This is a genomic window from Paenibacillus sp. PastF-3 (assembly GCF_029893135.1).
Taxonomy (GTDB): domain Bacteria; phylum Bacillota; class Bacilli; order Paenibacillales; family Paenibacillaceae; genus Paenibacillus_AQ; species Paenibacillus_AQ nitricinens.
In genome coordinates this window covers 738,401-758,353 of record NZ_JARXWM010000001.1, presented here as the reverse complement: position 1 = coordinate 758,353, position 19,953 = coordinate 738,401, and the positions used below count along the sequence as shown (strand labels likewise).

At 42.8% G+C, this 19,953-nt stretch carries 14 protein-coding genes; 2 read left to right on the top strand and 12 right to left on the bottom strand.

Going from position 1 to position 19,953, the window contains the following annotated elements:
* Nucleotides 1-342, bottom strand: coding sequence for a DNA/RNA non-specific endonuclease (locus tag M2444_RS03440; protein ID WP_280786286.1), 342 nt, complete (start codon nt 340-342; stop codon nt 1-3).
* Between the two features lie 9 nt (nt 343-351).
* On the opposite strand from M2444_RS03440, the gene M2444_RS03435 reads away from it, so the two are divergent.
* Entirely contained in the window at nt 352-684 is a 333-nt protein-coding gene (locus M2444_RS03435) for a hypothetical protein (RefSeq protein WP_280786285.1), read from the top strand.
* Nucleotides 685-2,420: 1,736 nt separating this feature from the next.
* The gene (locus M2444_RS03430) at nt 2,421-3,152 is read left to right on the top strand and encodes a hypothetical protein (protein ID WP_280786284.1); all 732 of its coding nucleotides are present in this window, start codon (nt 2,421-2,423) and stop codon (nt 3,150-3,152) included.
* Between the two features lie 802 nt (nt 3,153-3,954).
* Here M2444_RS03430 and M2444_RS03425 read toward each other — a convergent pair.
* The 11 genes from M2444_RS03425 to M2444_RS03375 all read right to left on the bottom strand — a co-directional run bounded on the left by M2444_RS03425 (nt 3,955) and on the right by M2444_RS03375 (nt 19,919).
* Nucleotides 3,955-4,665 carry a dihydropteridine reductase gene (locus M2444_RS03425; RefSeq protein ID WP_280786283.1) on the bottom strand — a complete coding sequence of 237 codons (711 nt, stop codon included), beginning with the start codon at nt 4,663-4,665 and terminating at the stop codon, nt 3,955-3,957.
* A gap of 230 nt (nt 4,666-4,895) precedes the next feature.
* Nucleotides 4,896-5,423 carry a redoxin domain-containing protein gene (locus M2444_RS03420; protein ID WP_280786282.1) on the bottom strand — a complete coding sequence of 176 codons (528 nt, stop codon included), beginning with the start codon at nt 5,421-5,423 and terminating at the stop codon, nt 4,896-4,898.
* Nucleotides 5,420-6,139, bottom strand: coding sequence for an ABC transporter ATP-binding protein (locus tag M2444_RS03415; protein WP_280786281.1), 720 nt, complete (start codon nt 6,137-6,139; stop codon nt 5,420-5,422). The genes M2444_RS03420 and M2444_RS03415 overlap by 4 nt, the downstream gene beginning before the upstream one ends.
* Nucleotides 6,132-6,953: an ABC transporter permease gene (locus M2444_RS03410; protein WP_094877877.1), complete on the bottom strand. Its 822-nt coding sequence runs from the start codon at nt 6,951-6,953 to the stop codon at nt 6,132-6,134. The genes M2444_RS03415 and M2444_RS03410 overlap by 8 nt, the downstream gene beginning before the upstream one ends.
* Before the next feature lie 2 nt (nt 6,954-6,955).
* Nucleotides 6,956-7,513 carry a nitrous oxide reductase accessory protein NosL gene (locus M2444_RS03405; RefSeq protein ID WP_280786280.1) on the bottom strand — a complete coding sequence of 186 codons (558 nt, stop codon included), beginning with the start codon at nt 7,511-7,513 and terminating at the stop codon, nt 6,956-6,958.
* Nucleotides 7,510-8,871 carry a right-handed parallel beta-helix repeat-containing protein gene (locus tag M2444_RS03400; protein WP_280786279.1) on the bottom strand — a complete coding sequence of 454 codons (1,362 nt, stop codon included), beginning with the start codon at nt 8,869-8,871 and terminating at the stop codon, nt 7,510-7,512. Before M2444_RS03400 ends, M2444_RS03405 begins: the two co-directional genes overlap by 4 nt.
* Before the next feature lie 574 nt (nt 8,872-9,445).
* Entirely contained in the window at nt 9,446-16,234 is a 6,789-nt protein-coding gene (locus M2444_RS03395) for a stalk domain-containing protein (RefSeq protein WP_280786278.1), read from the bottom strand.
* Nucleotides 16,235-16,343: 109 nt separating this feature from the next.
* On the bottom strand, nt 16,344-17,285 hold the full coding sequence (locus M2444_RS03390) for a hypothetical protein (protein WP_280786277.1): 942 nt from the start codon (nt 17,283-17,285) through the stop codon (nt 16,344-16,346).
* 416 nt (nt 17,286-17,701) lie between these two features.
* The gene (locus tag M2444_RS03385; protein WP_280786276.1) at nt 17,702-18,460 is read right to left on the bottom strand and encodes an ABC transporter permease; all 759 of its coding nucleotides are present in this window, start codon (nt 18,458-18,460) and stop codon (nt 17,702-17,704) included.
* Nucleotides 18,457-19,200: an ABC transporter permease gene (locus M2444_RS03380; RefSeq protein ID WP_280786275.1), complete on the bottom strand. Its 744-nt coding sequence runs from the start codon at nt 19,198-19,200 to the stop codon at nt 18,457-18,459. Before M2444_RS03380 ends, M2444_RS03385 begins: the two co-directional genes overlap by 4 nt.
* Nucleotides 19,197-19,919, bottom strand: a complete 723-nt coding sequence (locus M2444_RS03375) for an ABC transporter ATP-binding protein (protein ID WP_341109051.1) — start codon at nt 19,917-19,919, stop codon at nt 19,197-19,199. The genes M2444_RS03380 and M2444_RS03375 overlap by 4 nt, the downstream gene beginning before the upstream one ends.
* Between the last annotated feature and the right edge of the window lie 34 nt (nt 19,920-19,953).

Genomic DNA, 19,953 nt, shown 5'->3' with positions numbered 1-19,953 from the left:
TTAACCTCCAACTTGATTTAATATAGTTACAATTTCAGGTTCGCCATTGTTAATAGTGTATTTCACATTAAAAGAAGATGGTCTTTGTGACACTCCAGAATATACTGGTTCTATCTTAACATTTACACTTTTGTGATTTTGAAGCGCGTTTCTCCACACTTCCTCCATTTGATACCATTTCCCGCCAGATCCATTAATTTGAGCGTTCATAGCAACCAAATTATCTAAATCTCCAGATCCATTAAATGAAGATGCTATTAAATGTCCACCAACATCTGGATTTTGTAAGTCTCTAATGCGATCTTGATTTGTATTATATTGCCAAAAGATCGTTCGTGTCATTAAGAGAAAATGTCGAATATTAAGTGTTTGAACACATTCGTTGCCAAATGTAATATTTTAGCCATAATTGCTATGATACTGTTACATCGAAAAGAGAAGCTGCCGAGTAATGTGGTTAGCCATTCACCTCCTCTCTTTCAGGAGGAAGTATTTTACCGGGATGGCCAACTATTCTTTGGGATTGTAAATGGTGTGTTTGCTGCGCTTCCGATTTTTGTAATGAAGTATAAGCTAAGTCCGGATAATTATATCGTCTATTCCTCGATGATTACCTTTTTTCTTGGCATCGGCTTACTGCTGGGCAGCATTCTCGGTCCTCGTCTCATCGGACGCGCCCTATAAATTTCTTATTTAATTAGACATTTATCAAATCGGCAATAGTACCATGTTCTTGTCCATTTTCGGCAATGGGATCAAGTTCTTGTCCTGAGCAAAGGACAAGAACTTGATCCCATAAAACAGAAAACCCGCGCTGGACGCGAGCTCATATGGGACTATATTGTTGTCCTCTTACATGTGTCCTGTGTGGACAAGAACTTAGTCCCATTGCCGCCCCCCTATTCTGGCCATACCCTAATGAGTTGGTTTTTGAATAAATGCTTCTTTATAAAGGAACTCACGTAATTAAGTAGTTCATAATTTTTTGAATAATCCGTACAACAGGCCCATTTGGAGAACTAACTTCGGTCGGGTCTGTTCTTCATCAGCTGCTGGTAGACGATGAACAATCTATATCTATTGGACCTGCTTCACCGGCGAACTGAGTGGCCAACTGCACAACGGATTCTACAGCTCGTGCACCTTGTCTTATAGATGCACCAAGGCTGGGCTGCTATCCTTCCCCAAAGACAATTTGTCTTAGGGAGTTATGAGTACGCGCTTCGTATCCATGTAGCGATCGCTGAGCTTGACCGTCTTCAAATTTAACCCCCAATGAATTACTTACGTCTTCAATCAAGCCCTAACTCCGAGGAAGACCGGCACCGTCTAGGTATTCCAAAAAGGGAGTCCTGAACACCCAACTGGAAACAATTTCCACTCCTCGCACTGTGCTTTCCATTAGAAGAGTTCGTCGCAATTCCTTTCTACACCATTTATAGAGACTCAACGGCTTCGTACTCTGTTTATGCTTGATGCCATGCATCAGTTCCTTGAATTAACAGCAGCCGAACCCCGACTTTATCCTTTTCTATTTGAGCCAAAAACGGTTCTTATGCTGGAGGAGAGCAGCTCCTCTGCTAAGAAATTTTCCATTGTGAAACATCAAAAAAAACGCTACGCTATACCGATTTCAAAAAAAAATCGCTTCAAATTTATGGAACACTTCCAACTTAGTTGGGAAAAAGCGATGCGAAAAGAATATTAAGACTTACCGGTACGCCCGACCGGGATGGCGGCAGCCGTCGTCGTATGAAACGTCTGGTAACGACCACCAAGTCCCCGCGGTTAGCCGATGATAAAAAAAGGACCATCTGGCCGGCCCCTTTGGCGGCGGTCGCCACACACCGCCCTTCCCTGTTACCTCGCACCGGCTATGCCCGACTTTCTTCCTTTACTCCCAGTACGTGCTACCCTGGTGGCTGCAGCAACCGGATGGGAATTCACCGATGCTGCGACTACCGCCGTCGTCCGGAACGTCTGATACCGCAGCCGCTCAGGCCAAAGAGGTAGGTCGACCCTTTCCCCGGCTGCGGCCGGCGAGCAGCCACCGACTCCCATCGCACCATCTGGTTTCCCTTTGCCGATTCCCCCACTTTTTCCGGCATTTAAAATCCACCCATATAAATGACTTGATCAATAACCATGTTTTCTTGCAAAATTAACGAGATGGGTCACTGACTTCGGTCGTTCCACCCACCTATGTGTCCGAAGCAACCAGGTGTGCTGCGCACAGCAGCTGGCCACGCCGCCGGCACCGATTCACGCAGCTCACGGTAAATGTAGATTTCCCCGTTAAAAATAGTGATACTTCGCCCGGCTCATTGTGCATCGGCTGCGAACCTTGAATCCATACGGTTTATTTAGGAAGGGTGTCACTTCAACTCATCCATGAATAGGCTGTTGTAATAAATTGATTAATGGAGGTATCCCAGATGACCTTTGGGAACGAATATCCAAACAGCCAGGCTAATCCATCCGTATACCCTTACTTTACCCGTTACGATCCTTTCCCTTACTCTCATTACTACCATCTCTTCCGTTCAGAAAGCAGTCTATCAGATCAACCCTCAGACAGCGAAAATACCAAAAAAGAACTTTTAAAAGGTTATATGAACGAAAATGTATGCAGCGGGCAGGGGATTAAGCTAAATACCGGAGGAGAAGTAGGCGGTAAACACGGCATTGGTTTAAACGCTGGCGGGAATTTAGCCTTAGGTAGCATGGGTATGTATGCGGGCGGCCATATGGGCACTCCTTCATATGGAATCCATGCGCAAGGCAATACTCATCTGGACAGCAGCCAGGGTCTAGGGCTCAATGCCGAAGCCCAGGCCTTCGGCAAGTACGGGATTGCGGCTCAGGTAAAAACCCAAATAGGTGGCGGTCAAGAGGCAGGTTTTCATACGGGGGCGCAGGTCGGAGGAGAGTACGGTATGAGTGCTGATACAGAAGGACACTTGGGGTTCACTCAAGGCGCGGGACTGCAAACCCATTTGCAGCTTGGTGGCGAAAATGGTCTCGGCGCCAAGGCCAAGGCACAACTCGGCGGCGGTCAAGGAGCAGGCTTAGGAGTTGCCGGACAGGTAGGCAAATATAACGGAAAATTAGGATTTAATATCGGCGGCAAGGACAAAGAAACCAAGGAGTAAAAGTTGCCTTAACGTTAAGTATTTAACCTTTCATTAGACATCCATTTAATCGTCAATGCGACTATATACTTGTCCTTGAGGAAATAGTTAATTAATTCCAATCTTAATTGATGAATATCAAATCGGTAATAGGGCCATGTTCCTGTCCATTAACGGCTAAGGGATCAAGTTCTTGTCTGGAGTAAAGGACAAGAACTTGATCCCTAAAATACAAAAACCGCTTTGGACGCGGGTTCTAATAGGACTATGTTCTTGTCTCCTGACAGTAATAGTTAGTTCGTAACTTCATCCAGCTCCTTCTACAGTCTATATGTCGGTCTTTACTTCCATATACAGCTATTGCGTGGCATAAAAAAACTGTGGTTTTGCATCTTATGATTATTTCATTAATCAACTTAAATAAAGTTCTTCTCTCTACGATTTTTCGAATGTCTGTTTATTTAAAATAAGAACCGCGACTACATATTGTAATTCGGTTCATCGTGAAATGTGTTGCGTACTATTTACTGTTGTCTTTTACTGTGATTGCAAAGTTAATTTTCATGGGAGTTTAACAGTCTGCCGATCCCGAACAAATCGGCTAAGGATGCGAGTTTTTGTCCTCTGACAGTAATAACAAGTAATCGGAAATTTATCTTTACTAAAAAAACTGACCTTCATTAAGTAAGGTCAGATCTGAGTTATTAATTTACTCTTTTTATTAATATCATTGAATGTGTAAGTTGAATCAATTGAAGTTGTAATATTCCCATTTCCAATAAGACTATTTTCATAGTCATCTGATCGAAACACTTACTTAAAATTACAAATCAAATGATAAAAACTCAGGTAGTTGTTGTTCACGCTTGTCGAGCATAATCTGATCCGGCTTGATGCCCTGCTCACGCAGTACTTCAATGTTCTGAACGAGGAATTCGTCACTACCGACAACATAGAAAAGTCCATCCTTGTCTGTAGCAAGATTTTTCACTTCTTCATAGTAGTCTTTACGATTATCGACGAACTGTGATGTGAACTTCTTGTCAGGAATGGATTCGAAAATATTAGTGAATAAGAAATTTTTTGATGAATCTATGTTCAGGGAATGAATTTGATTGACATTGTCAGTACGTTCGAAATAATCCAGAACAAGAGGTCTGAAAGTTGCCAGTCCGACACCTGATGACAGCAGGTAAACATTTTTATCTTCTCTTTTAAGCGGTAGATTCGAATGAGTTTTGAATATTGCAACTTCATTGCCGATTTTAAGAGTTCTTAAAATCGTTTTAAACTCAGAGCACTGCTCTCTGATTCGTGTTGTGATACCGATTGATTTTTCGTGTGGTAAAGTAGAGATTGACATATGGCGAATCAGGCCACGATTTGGTTTATCTCCGGCATTAAAACCTTCCAGTGCGAAGTGGGTGTGGGATCCTTCTTCCCATGTAAAGTCTTTCGGACAGTCTAGCAGGTACGTTTTAACTTCAGGTGTTTCTTCAATAATCTTATTTATTTTAGTCCAATATATTTGCATTATATATCCTCCACTCAATTATATGTATCGTTCTTAATATACAACAATTGATAATAATTCTCAATCAAAAGGATCGCAGACTCGATGATTTAATTCTTTGCAAAGCTACTATTAATGTCATTAAAAGATGGATTCACCGGATTTCCCGCGCTTCACTCACTTAACTGGCTAAAGCCATAGTAAAAAAGATAGCTATAACAGCCATCTTTTTAATCTTTGGAGCAACCTCTTCATTTTCTGTTTTTCGCATCCTCCAGCCATTGCTGCAGCAACGTGTAATCTTCGATTTCGCCCAGCCTAATCTTTGCAATCTCTCCATCTTCATTAATAATGAAGGTTGAAGGAAGCGCAGTAATTCCAAAGGCGATAGAGATTTTTCCGGTAACATCAATAGTAACAGGAAACGAAAACTGGTGTCCTTTCAGATATTCTGATACCGTCCCTTTAGATTCTCCAACATTAATAAACAACGTTTCAACCTGATCCCCCGAAGACATGTGAATATCATTCAGCAGAGGCATTTCCTGCATGCAAGGCTTGCACCATGAGGCCCAGAAATTAAGCAGCACTCTTTTCCCCTTGTAATCCTTCAAGGTAATTTTTTCGCCGGTTAGTGTAGTAGCTTCAAAGTCAGGAGCGGCAGCCCCCACTTGAATCCTTTCAGATGGAACCTTGTTTTCATTATCTATAAATGCCCATACGACGGCCCAAATAGCCCCGACAACGACTAGCAAGGCAATGATTCGGGTTATCCTCATCTCAGACCCAGACTATGATTAAAGGCTGCGTATAAAGAACCGAATTCTGATTGAAAACCTTCAGTCGGACCTGAACCAACACATTTTCCATGGTTGAGAAAAACAATTTGATCGGCTACCTTATCTGCTATTTCCAGTTGATGAGTTGAGAACACCACCGTATATCCTTCTGCCTTTATGCCTTGTAGCAGATTAACGAATTCATTCATCCAGAAAGGGTCGAGACCGTTGGTAGGCTCATCCATAATCAACAATGGCGGTTTGGCTATCAACGCTTGACCGAACAAGATACGCTGACGCATTCCTTTGGAGAAAGTGTTTACCAGAAGATTACGTTTGTCCTCTAGTCCTACTAAGACGAGTATTTCTTCGACTCTTGCTTTCCGTTTAGGAACTTTACGAAGCGCTGCCCAAAAAGTTAGAATTTCTGCAGCAGACAGACCATGTGTAAACTGATAATCATCAGGCATATATCCGATCTGCGTCGAGAATTGTTTGCGTGAATCACTCCAGCGAAGACCATTTACGGAAATTTCACCTGCTGTTGGCTGAAGAATACCTGCAATCATCCGCAGAACTGTGCTTTTTCCTGCCCCGTTTCCGCCACATAGCGCTAATATACTTCCACGAGGAATTTGAAAACTGATTTCCTCTACTAATGTTTTCTTTTTTATAATCTTAGAGATTCCCTTCACATTTACAAATAAATTATCCACGGGAACGCCCCCTTTCCCAAATCCAATAAACGAATAGAATCGAGGTTAGTATCCAAATCAGGCATACTCCCACAAACAACAAAGTACCGTTAGATCCTCTAATCCACTCTACCCACTGGTAGTACTCAGGTCCCAGTACTGAGCCTCCACCTAGCTTTATCACAACGAATAAACGTACTAGCTCCGCAGGATTCAGAATGGTGAGTGCCACGAGCAGAGGCTTTATCCAGAGATAAGGTAGTAAACCTAAACCAGCTATCAGAAAAGTCGGCCAGCCAATGACCAAGAAGAACCATACTGCGACGGACACCGTCAGGGCTTGCCAGCGGTTACCGGACAATGAACCAATCAATAAAGCAATCGTCAAGAATAATATAACCAGACCGGCTGAAAAAGCCAGAAAAAGAAAGTACGTACTGGAATCGAAGGCCATGCCCATCAATCCAGACATCATCCCCATCAACCCATAACCAAAAGCCACAATGATGAGCAGCACAGAGGCCAGTCCCATATACTTGCCCAGAATAAAAGAGAACGTTCCAATTGGGTAAGTAGACAGCAGTTGCCAGCTACCCTCCTCCTTTTCCGAGGTCAATGAGAAAGAACCTAAAAACAAGGTCATTAGAGGCAAAAGATAAACAATAAGACTTAACATGGAACCCGTGACAGCTGTATACCCTTCGACCACATTTTGTGAATTAATTAGCAAAAGGCCTAAACTAAATGTACAGAATAGGCCCAAAAAAGAATAAGCCCAAGGATTGCGAAATCCCATTTTAATTTCTCTACGGGCCACTTGCAGCATGTCAGCCATAATTACATGCCCGTCTCTTGGTCATTATGCATACCATCCTGATCCTCAGACATATGGTCGTCCATATGACCTTCTTCACCATGCATATCCATATTCATATTATCCGTATTTTGTTTCCATTCATGGGATGCCAAATCTCCGGCAGTCAGTACTGTACCTACCCCTTGCTCCTTTACAAAATCTTCAGCAGCAGTGCTATCCTTAAAGCTAATTACACCATAGGCCATAGGTGTACGCAGAGACTCATCATAGACATAGCTCGCTTTGCTAAATTCAATCCACTCTTTGTCGTTGTAATCCCTGACATAGTCCATTCCAATGTCCTTGGTCCCGTTCTTTTCCTTCCATTCGTTCATACAACCAATATCATCAAACTTATAATTTTTACCATCTTTGGTCGTCAATTGAGTGGCATAAGCATCATCCTTAACCTGCATGTTGCAAATCACACAAATATCTACCGCTTCATTTATAGCCAAAGGTTTGTACTTCTTGACTCCACAAGCTGACAAGACTAACAAACTCAGGACAAATATTAAACCTACATTCCAATTTTTCATAATCGTAATACCCCCAAGTATATTATTAAAATCACTGAAAAAAACATAAGCAGCCAACCTACTATCATTACTGATCCTTGGCCTCCACTTGTCTGCCCTTCAGCGGCCGCACCTATCTCCAATTGCATTAGCGGAGTCGAGTCAGTAGACCACTGTGCTTTACCGTCTGCATACATATCGCTTAAAAATGTCATGCCTGGTGATTGGAAAAAAATCTGATAAGCAGCAGTTTTGGAGATTAATTGCTGGTAAAAGGGATTAATTGCATAAGAAAGATCGCTCACGCCATCCCCAGTAAGATCAAGACCCTCGAATGAATCCCAAAAATTACCGTTCATCTCATTATTCCTGCTTCCTGTCGCTTGTGCCTCAATGACATTAGCAACAAAACCATTGCGTTGAAAACGATTACCTTCTGCTTCTTCAAACTGAATTCCAATATAGTTCCGGAGCACAAGGTTATTCTGGAGGTTGTTGTCTGAAGACTGCTGCATATAGATCCCCACACGATTTCCTTCCACCACGTTGTTCACAATTTTTGAGGTATGCACATCATATAGCAAAATCCCTTGGGAATGGACATTCTGTCTCTGCTTGCGAAAAGAATTGCCTGAAACCAGAACATCTTTTACTCCCATTATCATTGCTCCCGTCACATTGTATTCCCCAATGTTGTTGGTGACCGAAGAGCCATTGATATACATACAATGAACACCATAGCGTAAATACGAAAGCTTGTTCTGGTCAACTACTGTATTGCGACTGTTCTCCAGATAGATGCCATCCCGCAAGTAAGAGATTTCATTCTCACTTATGTTTGTTCCGTGAGAGTTATATAGGTCAATCCCATTGCCCCTTGTTCCCGGAGCAGTCCCTTTTGGAATAAACCAGCGGATTTTATTATTTGCAATAATGCCACCGTCAGCCTCACGTAATACAATTCCAAATCCCGCAGTATGGATCGTCAAATTCCTCAATATAAACCTATCTGCTTCCACCTGAACCGCTGCCGCATCCTCGTCGTTGTCTTGTTGAATATTCAGATTTTCCAACTGTACGCCTTCAGAGAGAATAAGGACAGCAATCTTAGCGTCTGGAGAAGAGTTTACTAATGTTGCTCTTCCCTCTCCACTGATGGTCAGCCTTTTGTCAATGCGAACCGGTCCCAGGTAAGTTCCCGGAGCGAGGGAAATTGAATCTCCGCTGCGAGCCGCATCAATAATCGGCTGCAGTGGAATCGCTTCCGGATTCGTATTAGTTGCATTACAATAGGTTGGTGTGATAAAGAAGAGAGTAGCTAATATCGTGACCAGAATTCTCAGAATGCCTGAATGATAGTTTCTCTTGGCTATAACCACTGCCCCCTTTTTTTACGATCCTTGGATACCTCCGAAGCTTGCATCAGTTTCATCATAAATGGTTCATACCGATTCAGCCTCCCGTTTCTCTGCGAAGCAGTTGAAGAAGTGCACGAAAAAGTTGTTTTACCTGCGCTATTTTCGCCTAGAATTGCTACTGACTCACCTAATAATGAATGAAAGCTTAATTCCTTCAAAATATTGGATTGATTGTACCCCCCACTATATCGCGAGATTTCTATTGCTAGAGACGTTTTGTGCACACTAGTTTCAGTATCGTGAGCGCTCCTTTATGAATACGCTTTAAGTGTAAATAAAAGGAAGATAACTGCCTATAGCTCAATGTAGCTATACTCGTCAAAAAGATGTGTCTTTTTTATGATTTATGTCATATCTCTTTGTAAAGTATCTGACAATCGATTTCAAAAAAACGGTATATGTGATTTATCGAAATGAGTTACTTAAAAATAGTAGCTTGAATGCTATAAATCCTCGAAATTGCAAAAAAAAGTCCTGATAAAGTTATCATCAGGACTTTTTTAATAGCTATGAAAATAAATTTTGTTAGCGAATACTATTTCATGATACGAATGGATTTTGTAGTATTATCGAAGAATACATCTGCACCAAAATACTCAGCAACGAAGCGTAATGGGAGCATAGTACGTCCGTTTACAATTTCAGCAGCTACATCCATTCCTGGTGCAAGTTCACCGATCGCAATCGACAAAGTCTTTCCTTCCAAGGTAATCAGTACGGTTTTCGTAATGTTATCCCAGCCTACTTTTGCTCCTAAGCTCTCGGCTACGAAGCGTAGTGGTACTAACGTTCTTCCTTTAACGACCATCGACGCAACGTCCATACTCATTTCGTTTCCGTTTAATTTATACCCTGTCTTACCTAGCGTAAATTCCAATATCACAGGTTCAGGCTTCGTTGTAACGAAGATATAGCCTAGCCCTTTTGCTGTGAAGGTAAATTTACCTGTCTTATGGTCATAGTTACCACCTAAACGTTCCATGCTACCGTCTAACCGAAGAATGACACCGCATAACATGCTGATATCGTTATTCAACAACTTCTCTTTTGTCAGATCGAAGGTTACGGGTATAAGCCCTTTATACTCCTTTATTTCCCGGTCATCCGCGAAGATCTTCAACTCATAACCCCCCCCTATTACTAAGTCTCCTTCATCTACAGGTTTAATGACAACCTTCATTTTCTTGCCTGTATTCAATTGCTTCAACAATTCAGGTGATAATTCAACCGAAACGGTGTCATTCGTAACGATTAGTGGTTTGTCAGCTTTAATAATTGCACCGATCGTATCGCTATGAATCTCAAGCTCGTCTATTCCGGCTGACAACGTCAATTCTATGGAATCGCCCTTCTTCAGCTGCTCTTTGATTGTAGCATCCATACGATCCGCTACTGATGGTTCTGGCGAAGGCGTCGGCGTACTGCTTGGGCCACCTGAACTTTCGCCATTGTTATTACCGCCGTTGTCATTGGCAGTAATTACGATAGTTAACTCTGTCGTATCCCTGCCAGCATGATTGGAAGCCGTAACAGTAAATTTGTACGTTCCCGCTTCAGTAGGCACCCCTGATATTACACCCGAAGCTTCTTCTAAATTCAACCCAACAGGTAAATAATTATCACTCACTGTCCAAGTAACCGGTTCGTCGCCGTATACCGCTAATGTTACCGTATACGGTTGTCCAGCTTTGCCGTTTGGCAGATTCTTAGTGATAATCTCTGGAGCTGTATCTACTGGCTTATCCTCTTTAATCTCGATGCTTAATACCCGCTCATCTTTACCAAAGTCATTCATTGCTGCAACATTAAATTCGTAATACCCTGCCTCTTGAGGTGTACCCGAGATAACGCCGGTTGTTTCATCTAGGTTAAAATCTGCTGGCAAAGCTCCTCCCTGGATCTTCCAAGTCATCGGTTGGCTGCCATATACCGCTAAAGTTGCCGTATACGGTTGTCCTACTTTGCCGCTTGGCAAGTTCTTAGTTATAATTTCCGGAGCTGTGTCACCGGAGACGTCTTCAGTGATCACGATATTGAACCGTTTCGTGTCACTGCCTGCTTCATTATTAGCTTGAACTTTGAACGTAAATTGACCCCATTGATCCGGTGTACCAGATATAATACCTGCATCTTCATCCAAGCTTAATCCTGATGGCAATTGACCCTCTACAATGGCCCATTTGATCGGTTTATCGCCGACAGTGGTAAAGACTGCCGTATACGGTTGTCCAACTTTGCCATCCGCAAGCGAATTCGTCGTAATCGTTGGCGCCGTACCTGCGCCTTCAGCCCATTTCGCATATAATTCAATATTCCTTGTAACAGGATCAGCAACGAAATCCCAGGCATCGTTTAATCCTGCATCTTGATACCAACCGTCGAAAACCGTTTTTTCTTTTGTCGGCGCTGTTGGCTCGGTAATTGTCCCGCCCTGATCAGCGAACTTCATTGCAACATCGCTGCCACCATTAGAATCAAAAGTCACCGCATAAGGGTTGTGTGCACCGATGGAAGGTGTTCTGCCGCTAAGTGGGTTGCCGAAGAAGTCTGTTCTCTCCGTCATATGAGGTAGAGCGTTCGCGCGATCCACATATGGGCTCACAATTTCGGCACCTGTACCAAAGGCCAGGTTATTACCGTCAGCAAGACGGAACCCGTTCATCGCACTATAATCAAGCTTGGCATCAACTGTTCCACTGTTAGTAATCCAATGTTCCGGTGTAGATTTATAATCATTTAATATAGAATTTAGTTCCTCTTCTGTTACATAGCGGTTGTCTGTTGCAGTTACGCCTGCACCTAGATACCCGCCCCCGCCTGCGTACATGCTACCAAAAAGATTAGCCGGATACACAATGTTGTTCGTAAACCGTCCGGCTGCAAATGGAGCTGATGTTCCCCCGCCTTTCAGACCAACATGGTTGTTTTCCCCAGTGTAGGCAAAAATATTATTCTGGAAATAAATGTTCAAGTTGGAGGCTGTCGGGTCAAACACTAACGAACTGCTATTCTTTAATGGCGTGACGATAACATTGTTATAGTATAAGCCGCTTAATTCCTCGCTCGTTGAAGAACCTCCCGCTAGTAATATAAGACTATTAAAGCTCTTGTTAAAATCCGGGCTGCGACCATCATTCACGCTAATGTTATACCGAACGATATTGCCCTTGGCAGCATTCATCTGTAAATACCAACCGCCATAGTTATTTCGGCTGTAATTGTATTCATACACATTGTCCTGACAATAGTTGTCTATGTCCCAAGCCATACCGTCATTGCTAGCATGATAAGGGTTATCGACAGCTTCATTATAGCGGAAGATCGTACCTTTACTTGCCATAATCCACGCGGCCGCATAGTTTTGCGAACCTAGATATGTTGGGTTTGTATTATTTGGTCCCCAGTTCGTAACCAGGTTGCCGCTCTTATCGCTTAGATAGCTGTAACCGTTGTCTGTGACCACATTTCTTTCCACAAGGGAGTTGTTCCCCCCGGACATGACAATACCATCTCCAACCGAACTAGAAACCCAGTTGTTTCTAAACACAGCTTTTGATGCCCAAGGATAGCTTGAGTTACTCCAAGTAATACCTGTGTTATTGGTCCCTGGATTGCTTGGTCCATAGGCATTATTGCGAATACCTTCATTATCGCAGCGAAGGGTTTTGTTGCCTTCAACTAATATATCTACATAACCATTAATAATGATGCCGCCGGACACCTTATTTGCTCCATTTGCTTGGTGCAGCCCATTAACATCATGAACATAGTTATCTCGAATAACGATTCCTTGCATACGAGCATCAGCATACTCTTGAATATTAAACTGACCTTGACTCAGCTTGGAAATCCGCGACATTACAGCGATACCGGAACGTCCGTCACCTGCTGCATTGCCGATGTTCGTGACTTCAATTCCACTGACTACCCAATAGTTAACGTCATATAACTCAATGGTACCGTTTAAGGAAATCCCTGATGGGCTCGACGCTGTTCCACCACCATTAATGATCGGTCGTTGGTTAGGATCGGTCGTATTATATTTTGTAAGCGTAATCGGATTTCCTTCCTCACCATTGCCACGCAGTCTGATTTGTTCATTCCATACGCTATTCGCATCCAGATAAATGGTTGAACCCGGCATAAATACATATTCATTAATCTTGGAGATTGATTTCCAAGCCGTAGCCGGAGTGAGTCCATCTTCCTGATCGTCACCGTTATTGGAGAAATAATAATCACGGACTTCAAGGGGTACAATGTTCAACTCGAATGTGATTTCGGCAGGATGCAGATTAAGTCTAACCGTATATTTTCCCGGTACGATATTATTTCTTGCGAATGATTCTTTGTTAATCTTCAATACATCACCGCTAATCGTATAATCCACATCCCGGAGTAAAGTTACAGTGCCGATTTCCACTCCAGCTAGATCCGCCAAATCAGGCTTTACGGTGATATTATAGTCATCCAGACCCATAACATATGTGCTGTCTTCCAAGTGACTATACTCTTTAGGCAACAGCTTTAGCGTAATAGAAGCTGTCCCGGTTTGGGCTGTTTTTCCACTATCGATAACATATACGTCATCGATAAAATGTTTGTTCTGTATATCCTTAACCGTTCCAGCCTTGTTGCCCCAGTTTGTAGCAAGCTGCAATGCATCGATCTTGGAAATATTATTCTTAACTTGGGTATCAAAATTGCCACCATCTGTTGATTGCCTTTGAAGGTCTTGTCCATCGATTTTATAGGTCGTTCCCGTTGATGTAACGAACCATTGGAATTTATGCCAGCCTTCGCTTCGCTTGACATCTACAGGATAGAATCTTCCAGATGAACCGGGTCTGACTGCGTAATGGGTCAGATTTTCCGCCCAATCACCATCTCCATTGCCATAATTGATGGCGATATGTTCATTGGACGATGGGGTTAAGCCAAAGACAGCATGGTCATTGGAACCCGCTCTGCCATCATCATAGTACCAAGCAGTAACGATTGTTGTCTTACCGGTTGCAGGGGCGTAATTATAGGTACCTGGAACAGTAGCCACCTGACCGGCGCCGCTTGATGTCGCGGCCTTTCCTCCGGTACGGGACATCACATCGCTGTGAACATATCCGTTCGCACCATTTGAAAATTTCTTCTCCCCTTCAAACCCATCGTAAAACATAGTTTCAGCCTTATTGAAGTAATCAACGCTCACTTGAACAGTGACCTCTTCGTTCCCTGTCGGAACATAACCTTTCTTAACCGTCACGAATCCGGCATCATCTACTTCAATCTTATCCTTGTCTTGATCCGCTGGGCTGAAGCTGATGTTATCAGCAACGAACACATCAGCAGTGTCAACGATTAACCGCGTTTTATCTCCTGCACGCAGAGTATCGTTCTGGCGAATTAACGCAATGTTAGCTGAATATTGGGTACTCTCCCCTGATTCAGCAGAGTCTAAGAATCGTGATGTTGCGTTGCCGTTTGCTGTTACTTTAAATGTATCATTTAAAGTCGGGGACAAAGCCACATCACTGGTTGTTGCTGCAATCGGGCTTCCATTAGCCACTCCATTCCTGAAGAGTTGAACCGAATAGGCAGCTGCGTTAGCGACACGGTCCCATGTAGCGTATGTGCCGTTCCATCTGACATTTACCGGTACAGGCAATTTCTCGACCTTTAATATTCCGGATGCTGCAACTTCTTCACTGATGTCCCCCGCATTATTAATAACAATGGCTGTAACAGTGTAGTTGCCCACTCCCAGTACCCTAGCATAGGGCAGAACATGATGCCTTTCATGATTGTTAGGCTGGTCGGGTCCCCCATTTTTCGATAAATAATAACCAACAGGTCCACCGTCTTTGAACAGTGTTACAAGGGTATCTCCGTAATTGGAAGCACCACTATAAATGCCCGTATCTGAGTCAAGCATCGGGTTAATTGGCGCATTCACCTGTGTATTGGTGGTTATCAATAACGGTACAGCATTGGATTTCACCATAACTCCCTCTGCCGAGGACACTTCGCAATAATAGAAATTGCCTTGTTGTGAAGCTGAGTCCACATTGGGAAGCGTTAATAGCGCCTTATCAGCTCCACTGACTTTTGTCCCGTTCAAGCCAGTCTCGTCATCAGATACATACCACTGATAGGCTGAAGCAGCGGCTGATGCCGCAACGCTAAATGTTGCTGTCTCACCTTGTTTCACTTCTGCTGCTGTTGGCTGAGTGATTATTTCTAAATTTGGCAATCCACCGGGTGGTACCAAATTTAATGTTAATGTTCTGGTTCCTGTTGTTGTAGCCACATCTTTAACAACATAAAAATCGTCGATTAGATGTTTATTTTTAATATAAGCTTTGTTGCCTGACTGGTTGTTCCATCCTCCAGCTATTTTAGGCTGAATGGTTGTACCGCTCTTCATAGCTTTGTAAATATTACTTTGCGCTGAATCGGATATTAATGTTCCGTCTATTTGTAAAGTCGCACCATTCGGTGTAATGAGCCACTCGAATTTATGCCAGCCTGTGGAACGTAAAGCCCCGCTATCTTTCCAACGGTTGCCTGCTGTACCCGCTGATGATGGTGCATATGCCCAAGTATATCTAGTCGGGTTATGAATAACATCAGCCTCTGAGCTTTGATAGAATGTCCCGGCAAAGGTGGCATTTTTGCCATCTACAATAGCAAATTGAGTTCTATCCGTCGCTGTCTTCTCCTCATCAGGATACGGGTCAAAATACCATGCCGTCATCTTGTAATTGCTGCCTGCCGGCAATGCCACGTCTTGGGCTACATTTTCATTATTCGTATCATTCGAAGGTGTAATCGCTTTCAATCCAGAACGGGACTGAGCATCGGACAGCGTATATGACGAGCCTAATTTGCCCGTTGATGTCATCGGACCATTGTTGTTCTCGAAGTCCTCCATGAACAACACATCGGAGTCATGGTAATAACTCGCCGCGGCCGTGATTGTCACCGGGATGCCCGGAGCGCCTTGCGACGCAAAGGTATAACCGCTAGCTAAAGTAATGTTCCCCTGATTATTAACAGTTAAAAGATTTGTATTGCTGGAATCGTAATTAACCTCGTCAATAACCGGTCCTTTCACCAGACTGCTTAAAGGCGAACCTTTATAGGTAAGATTCACCCTGCCCGCCTGACCTGCCGCTTGTGTCAATTCTAGTACAACAGAGTCAAAAGATTCGCCCCCTCCCGCAGCTGACACTTCAGATAAAGGCGCCAAGCCGAACAGACCAGGGAATACCAACGAAGATGCCGTAATCATCGATAAAGCTTTTTGCATCCATTTCGATCGTATCATCCAAACACTTCCTCCCTTTGAAATTAATAAATGAATACTTTATAAAAAATCTGCATCTATAGAAGTCTCAATAGACATAGATTCTTATAAACTTAAAAACATAACTATTCTAGTTCACTACTAATTCACTGAATTGATTAGCGTTATACACGATCTTCAACTTATTGGTATTTGCAATTAACGCTCGTAAGTCAGATTCCGCCCATCCGTATAGAATGGAATCCTTCACTTCTTCCAGTTTAAGCTTGGAGATTTCCGGTTTTGTGATTAATGTGGCAATGACATCTTCACCCATATATTTACCGATTACTGTCTCGCCTACAGAAGCAGCAGCTAATGACTCCCAGAACTTAAGAGATTCGGTATCTTCTTTAGATATGTCCAAACGATTTAGCACTTTCTCTTCCTTAGCCTGCCCCGCTATCGCTAACGTGGCCGTTAATTCATCAGCAATACGAACATATTCCGCACTTTTTGAAGCATACTCAACTTGCAACTCGGATTCGCTCATTTTCGTTTTTTTAAGCTGGGTTTCTACCAAATCCGGCCAACGGGCGCCACTTAAATATTGCATGTATTGATATAAGTCAAACTGAGGCAACCCATAGTAAGTCCCTCCTGAATCATCCATCTTTGTTCGCTTAACATTTTCATCTTCCATGTCGGATTTTAGCTCATCGAAGCTTTTGTATGGGGCGACCCCCCGCTCATCTGCAATTAATTGTTCCTGTTTGGTCTTTAGCAATGCAGACATCGCAGATTTTTTGGCGTATTCAGATGGGGTTTCATGATTTTCGCCGTATTGACGTGTCCAGAAGCCCTCATCTACTTGGGCCCCATAAGTTTTGAAGAAATAGTCTGTCGTTATAGATCTTTGCTCTTTGACATAAAATTGAAATTCTTCTTCTGTTACGGCGTATCCGCCTACTGTGAATATCCAATTTTCAGGTAGTCCCGCTTTTTTGTTAGTTAAGCTCAACACGAGTAAAATAAGAACAATCAGAGCGATAAATAAGATAATCACTGTTGGTTTTCGTCTTTTAATCCCCATGACGCCTCCTTTTCCAATATTCAATCTAGCTTTGCAAGAAAGCCTATGACAGTATAATTCGTCGCCGTTATAGGAGAAGTTCCCAAATTTAATGCTTAGACATCATTGTAAGTTTAGCCGCCCCCTAATGTAAGCGCTTATTTAGACTGGATTTGAACAAATTTGACTTATAAAAATTGTCCTAGTTCGCAATTATGCGTGTGATAGGGGATCAATTTCCACAAGAAGGACCATAGCGAGCTGTTCGCTATAACACCAAAAAACACAAATGGCTTCGTCCTCTGAAAACAAAGGACGAAGCCATTAGATATTAACGTTTAAATGCAATTATAGATGATCATAAATTTATGATAGCAACAGCTGTAGCTCGAAATCAATCCATAAGAGAATTTACAACCTTATAATGAAACCTGAAATTAGGCATCCCGTTTACGGTAAAATACAATAGCAACTGTAATAAAGACCAATGTCCATAACATTGAAATACCCGTCCCTTGCATTGATGTAAGGATATTTATCTCCTCAGAGGAGCGCGGCATATACATATAATACCCTGCCATATCCGGAAAATAATTTGTAATACTAGGCAGAAAATTTCTCAGCAGTGGACTTACAATGAAATAATAACCAAGCAGTAACACTAAAGCAGGCGTGGTTCGCCTTAATAAAGCACCTATAGCTGCACTGAGAAGTGTAGTTAATGTTAGATAGCCTGTTGCACCTGTTAATGTTGTTATCATAGTGTCTATTGTAATCACTTCTGCTGTATCTTCCATCCTAATAAAAGTATATAGTACACCTGATCCAGCAATAATAAACGCCACGGGAATAGTGATGATTGCCAACGCAAAATGCTTCGTGCATAATTGAAGCCCGCGCCAAGGTATCGTAGTTAAAGTAGTTCTAATCTGCCCGCCAGTATACTCTGAACATGTAGCTAAAATACCAAGAATAATGAACCCTGCTTGAATATATCTCATAGAAGCGAGTCCTATACTCAGTATACTTTGCGTCCCTGCTTCCCCTTGTAGACCAATAGAAGTAAAAGCTGCGGCTAAAACTAAATTAAAAATGAACGTCCCCATAAGCGTGAGCCATATCAATGGTAAGGTAACTAGTTTATCCAGTTCAGCACCAAGCATTTGTGTTAGCTTTCTACTAGATGAGACACTCATGCTGCAACGTCCCTTCTATGGAACACAATACATGCAACAATGAAAAGAACGGCTACCCAGGTAGACATGATTAAACCGCCTGTGAATGGGGTGTTAAATCCAAGGCTCATAAACATATCAGCGCCAGCTATATCAGGTAAGTAAAACGCTAACTTTGTAACCTTAGAAAGCAGGAAACTAAATGACACAAATGATGAATTTATGATGAGCACAGTAAGCGGGATAATACCATTTTTAGTAAGTATAGTAATCCCAAATGCTAAAAGAGCAGTAAATGTCCAGTAACAAACTGCACCGATAAGTTTAGACCATTCCAATGCAGGGGTATATTCACCAAGAATAAGATGGGTTGCTGACACAGTTGTCATAATAGCAACAATACACAGCAGTATACTAATCACTGTCACAGCCCCTGCTTTTGCCAGCAAAAAATGAAGTCGGGATGAAACAACAGTTAAACTTGTTATAATCTGTTGTCCTCCACCCGATTCACTGCTCTCTGTCATATACTCACTACTAACAGCAAGCACGCCAAGAAGAATGACACCTTGCACACCATAAACTAATCCAATATAGCCAACTTCCGCTAGCCTTGTGCTAACACCAGCAATAATCTCCTCTTTTTGTGCGGTACTGTCCAAGGCAGCAATGACCGCTGGGGCAAATGCTCCAATGAAAGAGGCAAGCCAAATGCCCGGCAGGGAGAACAATTTTGATAGTTCCGCCTTGAATGCTCTCATACAACAACACCTGTATTCTCATTTGTCAGGGCAAAATAGGCATCCTCCAGCGTGGAATGGTTACCTTTTACTTCTTCCAATGTTCCATCTGCAACGATTGTTCCATGCTTAATAATCACCACATCATCAACAGTCGCTGCAAGCTCTCCCATTAGATGACTGGATAGTAAGACCGTGTTTCCTGACTCAGCACGTTCACGTAAAAATGTCCGAATCCAGCGAATTCCTTCGGGGTCAAGCCCGTTTACGGGTTCATCTAAAACCAATATTTTGGGGTCACCAAGCAGTGCAGCCGCCATTCCAAGTCTTCTCCCCATGCCAAGAGAATAATTGCCAACTCTTTTCCCAGCTGCATTAGTAAGGCCTACGATTTCCAGAACCTCCTCGACACGTGAGCTAGGCAATCCTGCGGCACGAGCAATCCAACGCAAGTGTGCCCGTCCGGTCCGCATACGATGAGCTCCAAAGCCATCAAGTGCAGCACCTACGGTTGCTAGAGGATTATGTAATTCTGCGAATGGCTTTCCATTAATGAATGCACTCCCTGAGGTGGCACGATCTAATCCAAGCAGGATGCGGAGTGTAGAACTTTTACCTGCCCCATTGGGACCTAGAAACCCAGTTACCCTACCGGGTCTAGCATTAAAACTGATACCAGATAAGATTACTTGTTTTCCGCGATGTTTGACTAAGTTATTAATGGTAAGCAACCATAACACTTCCTTTCTGTTATGGTTCTTATTATAAAGAAGC

Excerpts from the sequence above, each read along its gene's own strand:
- M2444_RS03440 (WP_280786286.1), bottom strand. The coding sequence starts at position 342 with ATGACACGAACGATCTTTTGGCAATATAATACAAATCAAGATCGCATT.
- M2444_RS03410 (WP_094877877.1), bottom strand. The coding sequence starts at position 6,953 with ATGGCTGACATGCTGCAAGTGGCCCGTAGAGAAATTAAAATGGGATTT.
- M2444_RS03395 (WP_280786278.1), bottom strand. The coding sequence starts at position 16,234 with ATGATACGATCGAAATGGATGCAAAAAGCTTTATCGATGATTACGGCA.
- M2444_RS03430 (WP_280786284.1), top strand. The coding sequence starts at position 2,421 with ATGGAGGTATCCCAGATGACCTTTGGGAACGAATATCCAAACAGCCAG.
- M2444_RS03425 (WP_280786283.1), bottom strand. The coding sequence starts at position 4,665 with ATGCAAATATATTGGACTAAAATAAATAAGATTATTGAAGAAACACCT.
- M2444_RS03385 (WP_280786276.1), bottom strand. The coding sequence starts at position 18,460 with ATGAGTGTCTCATCTAGTAGAAAGCTAACACAAATGCTTGGTGCTGAA.
- M2444_RS03390 (WP_280786277.1), bottom strand. The coding sequence starts at position 17,285 with ATGGGGATTAAAAGACGAAAACCAACAGTGATTATCTTATTTATCGCT.
- M2444_RS03380 (WP_280786275.1), bottom strand. The coding sequence starts at position 19,200 with ATGAGAGCATTCAAGGCGGAACTATCAAAATTGTTCTCCCTGCCGGGC.
- M2444_RS03435 (WP_280786285.1), top strand. The coding sequence starts at position 352 with ATGTCGAATATTAAGTGTTTGAACACATTCGTTGCCAAATGTAATATT.
- M2444_RS03405 (WP_280786280.1), bottom strand. The coding sequence starts at position 7,513 with ATGAAAAATTGGAATGTAGGTTTAATATTTGTCCTGAGTTTGTTAGTC.
- M2444_RS03420 (WP_280786282.1), bottom strand. The coding sequence starts at position 5,423 with ATGAGGATAACCCGAATCATTGCCTTGCTAGTCGTTGTCGGGGCTATT.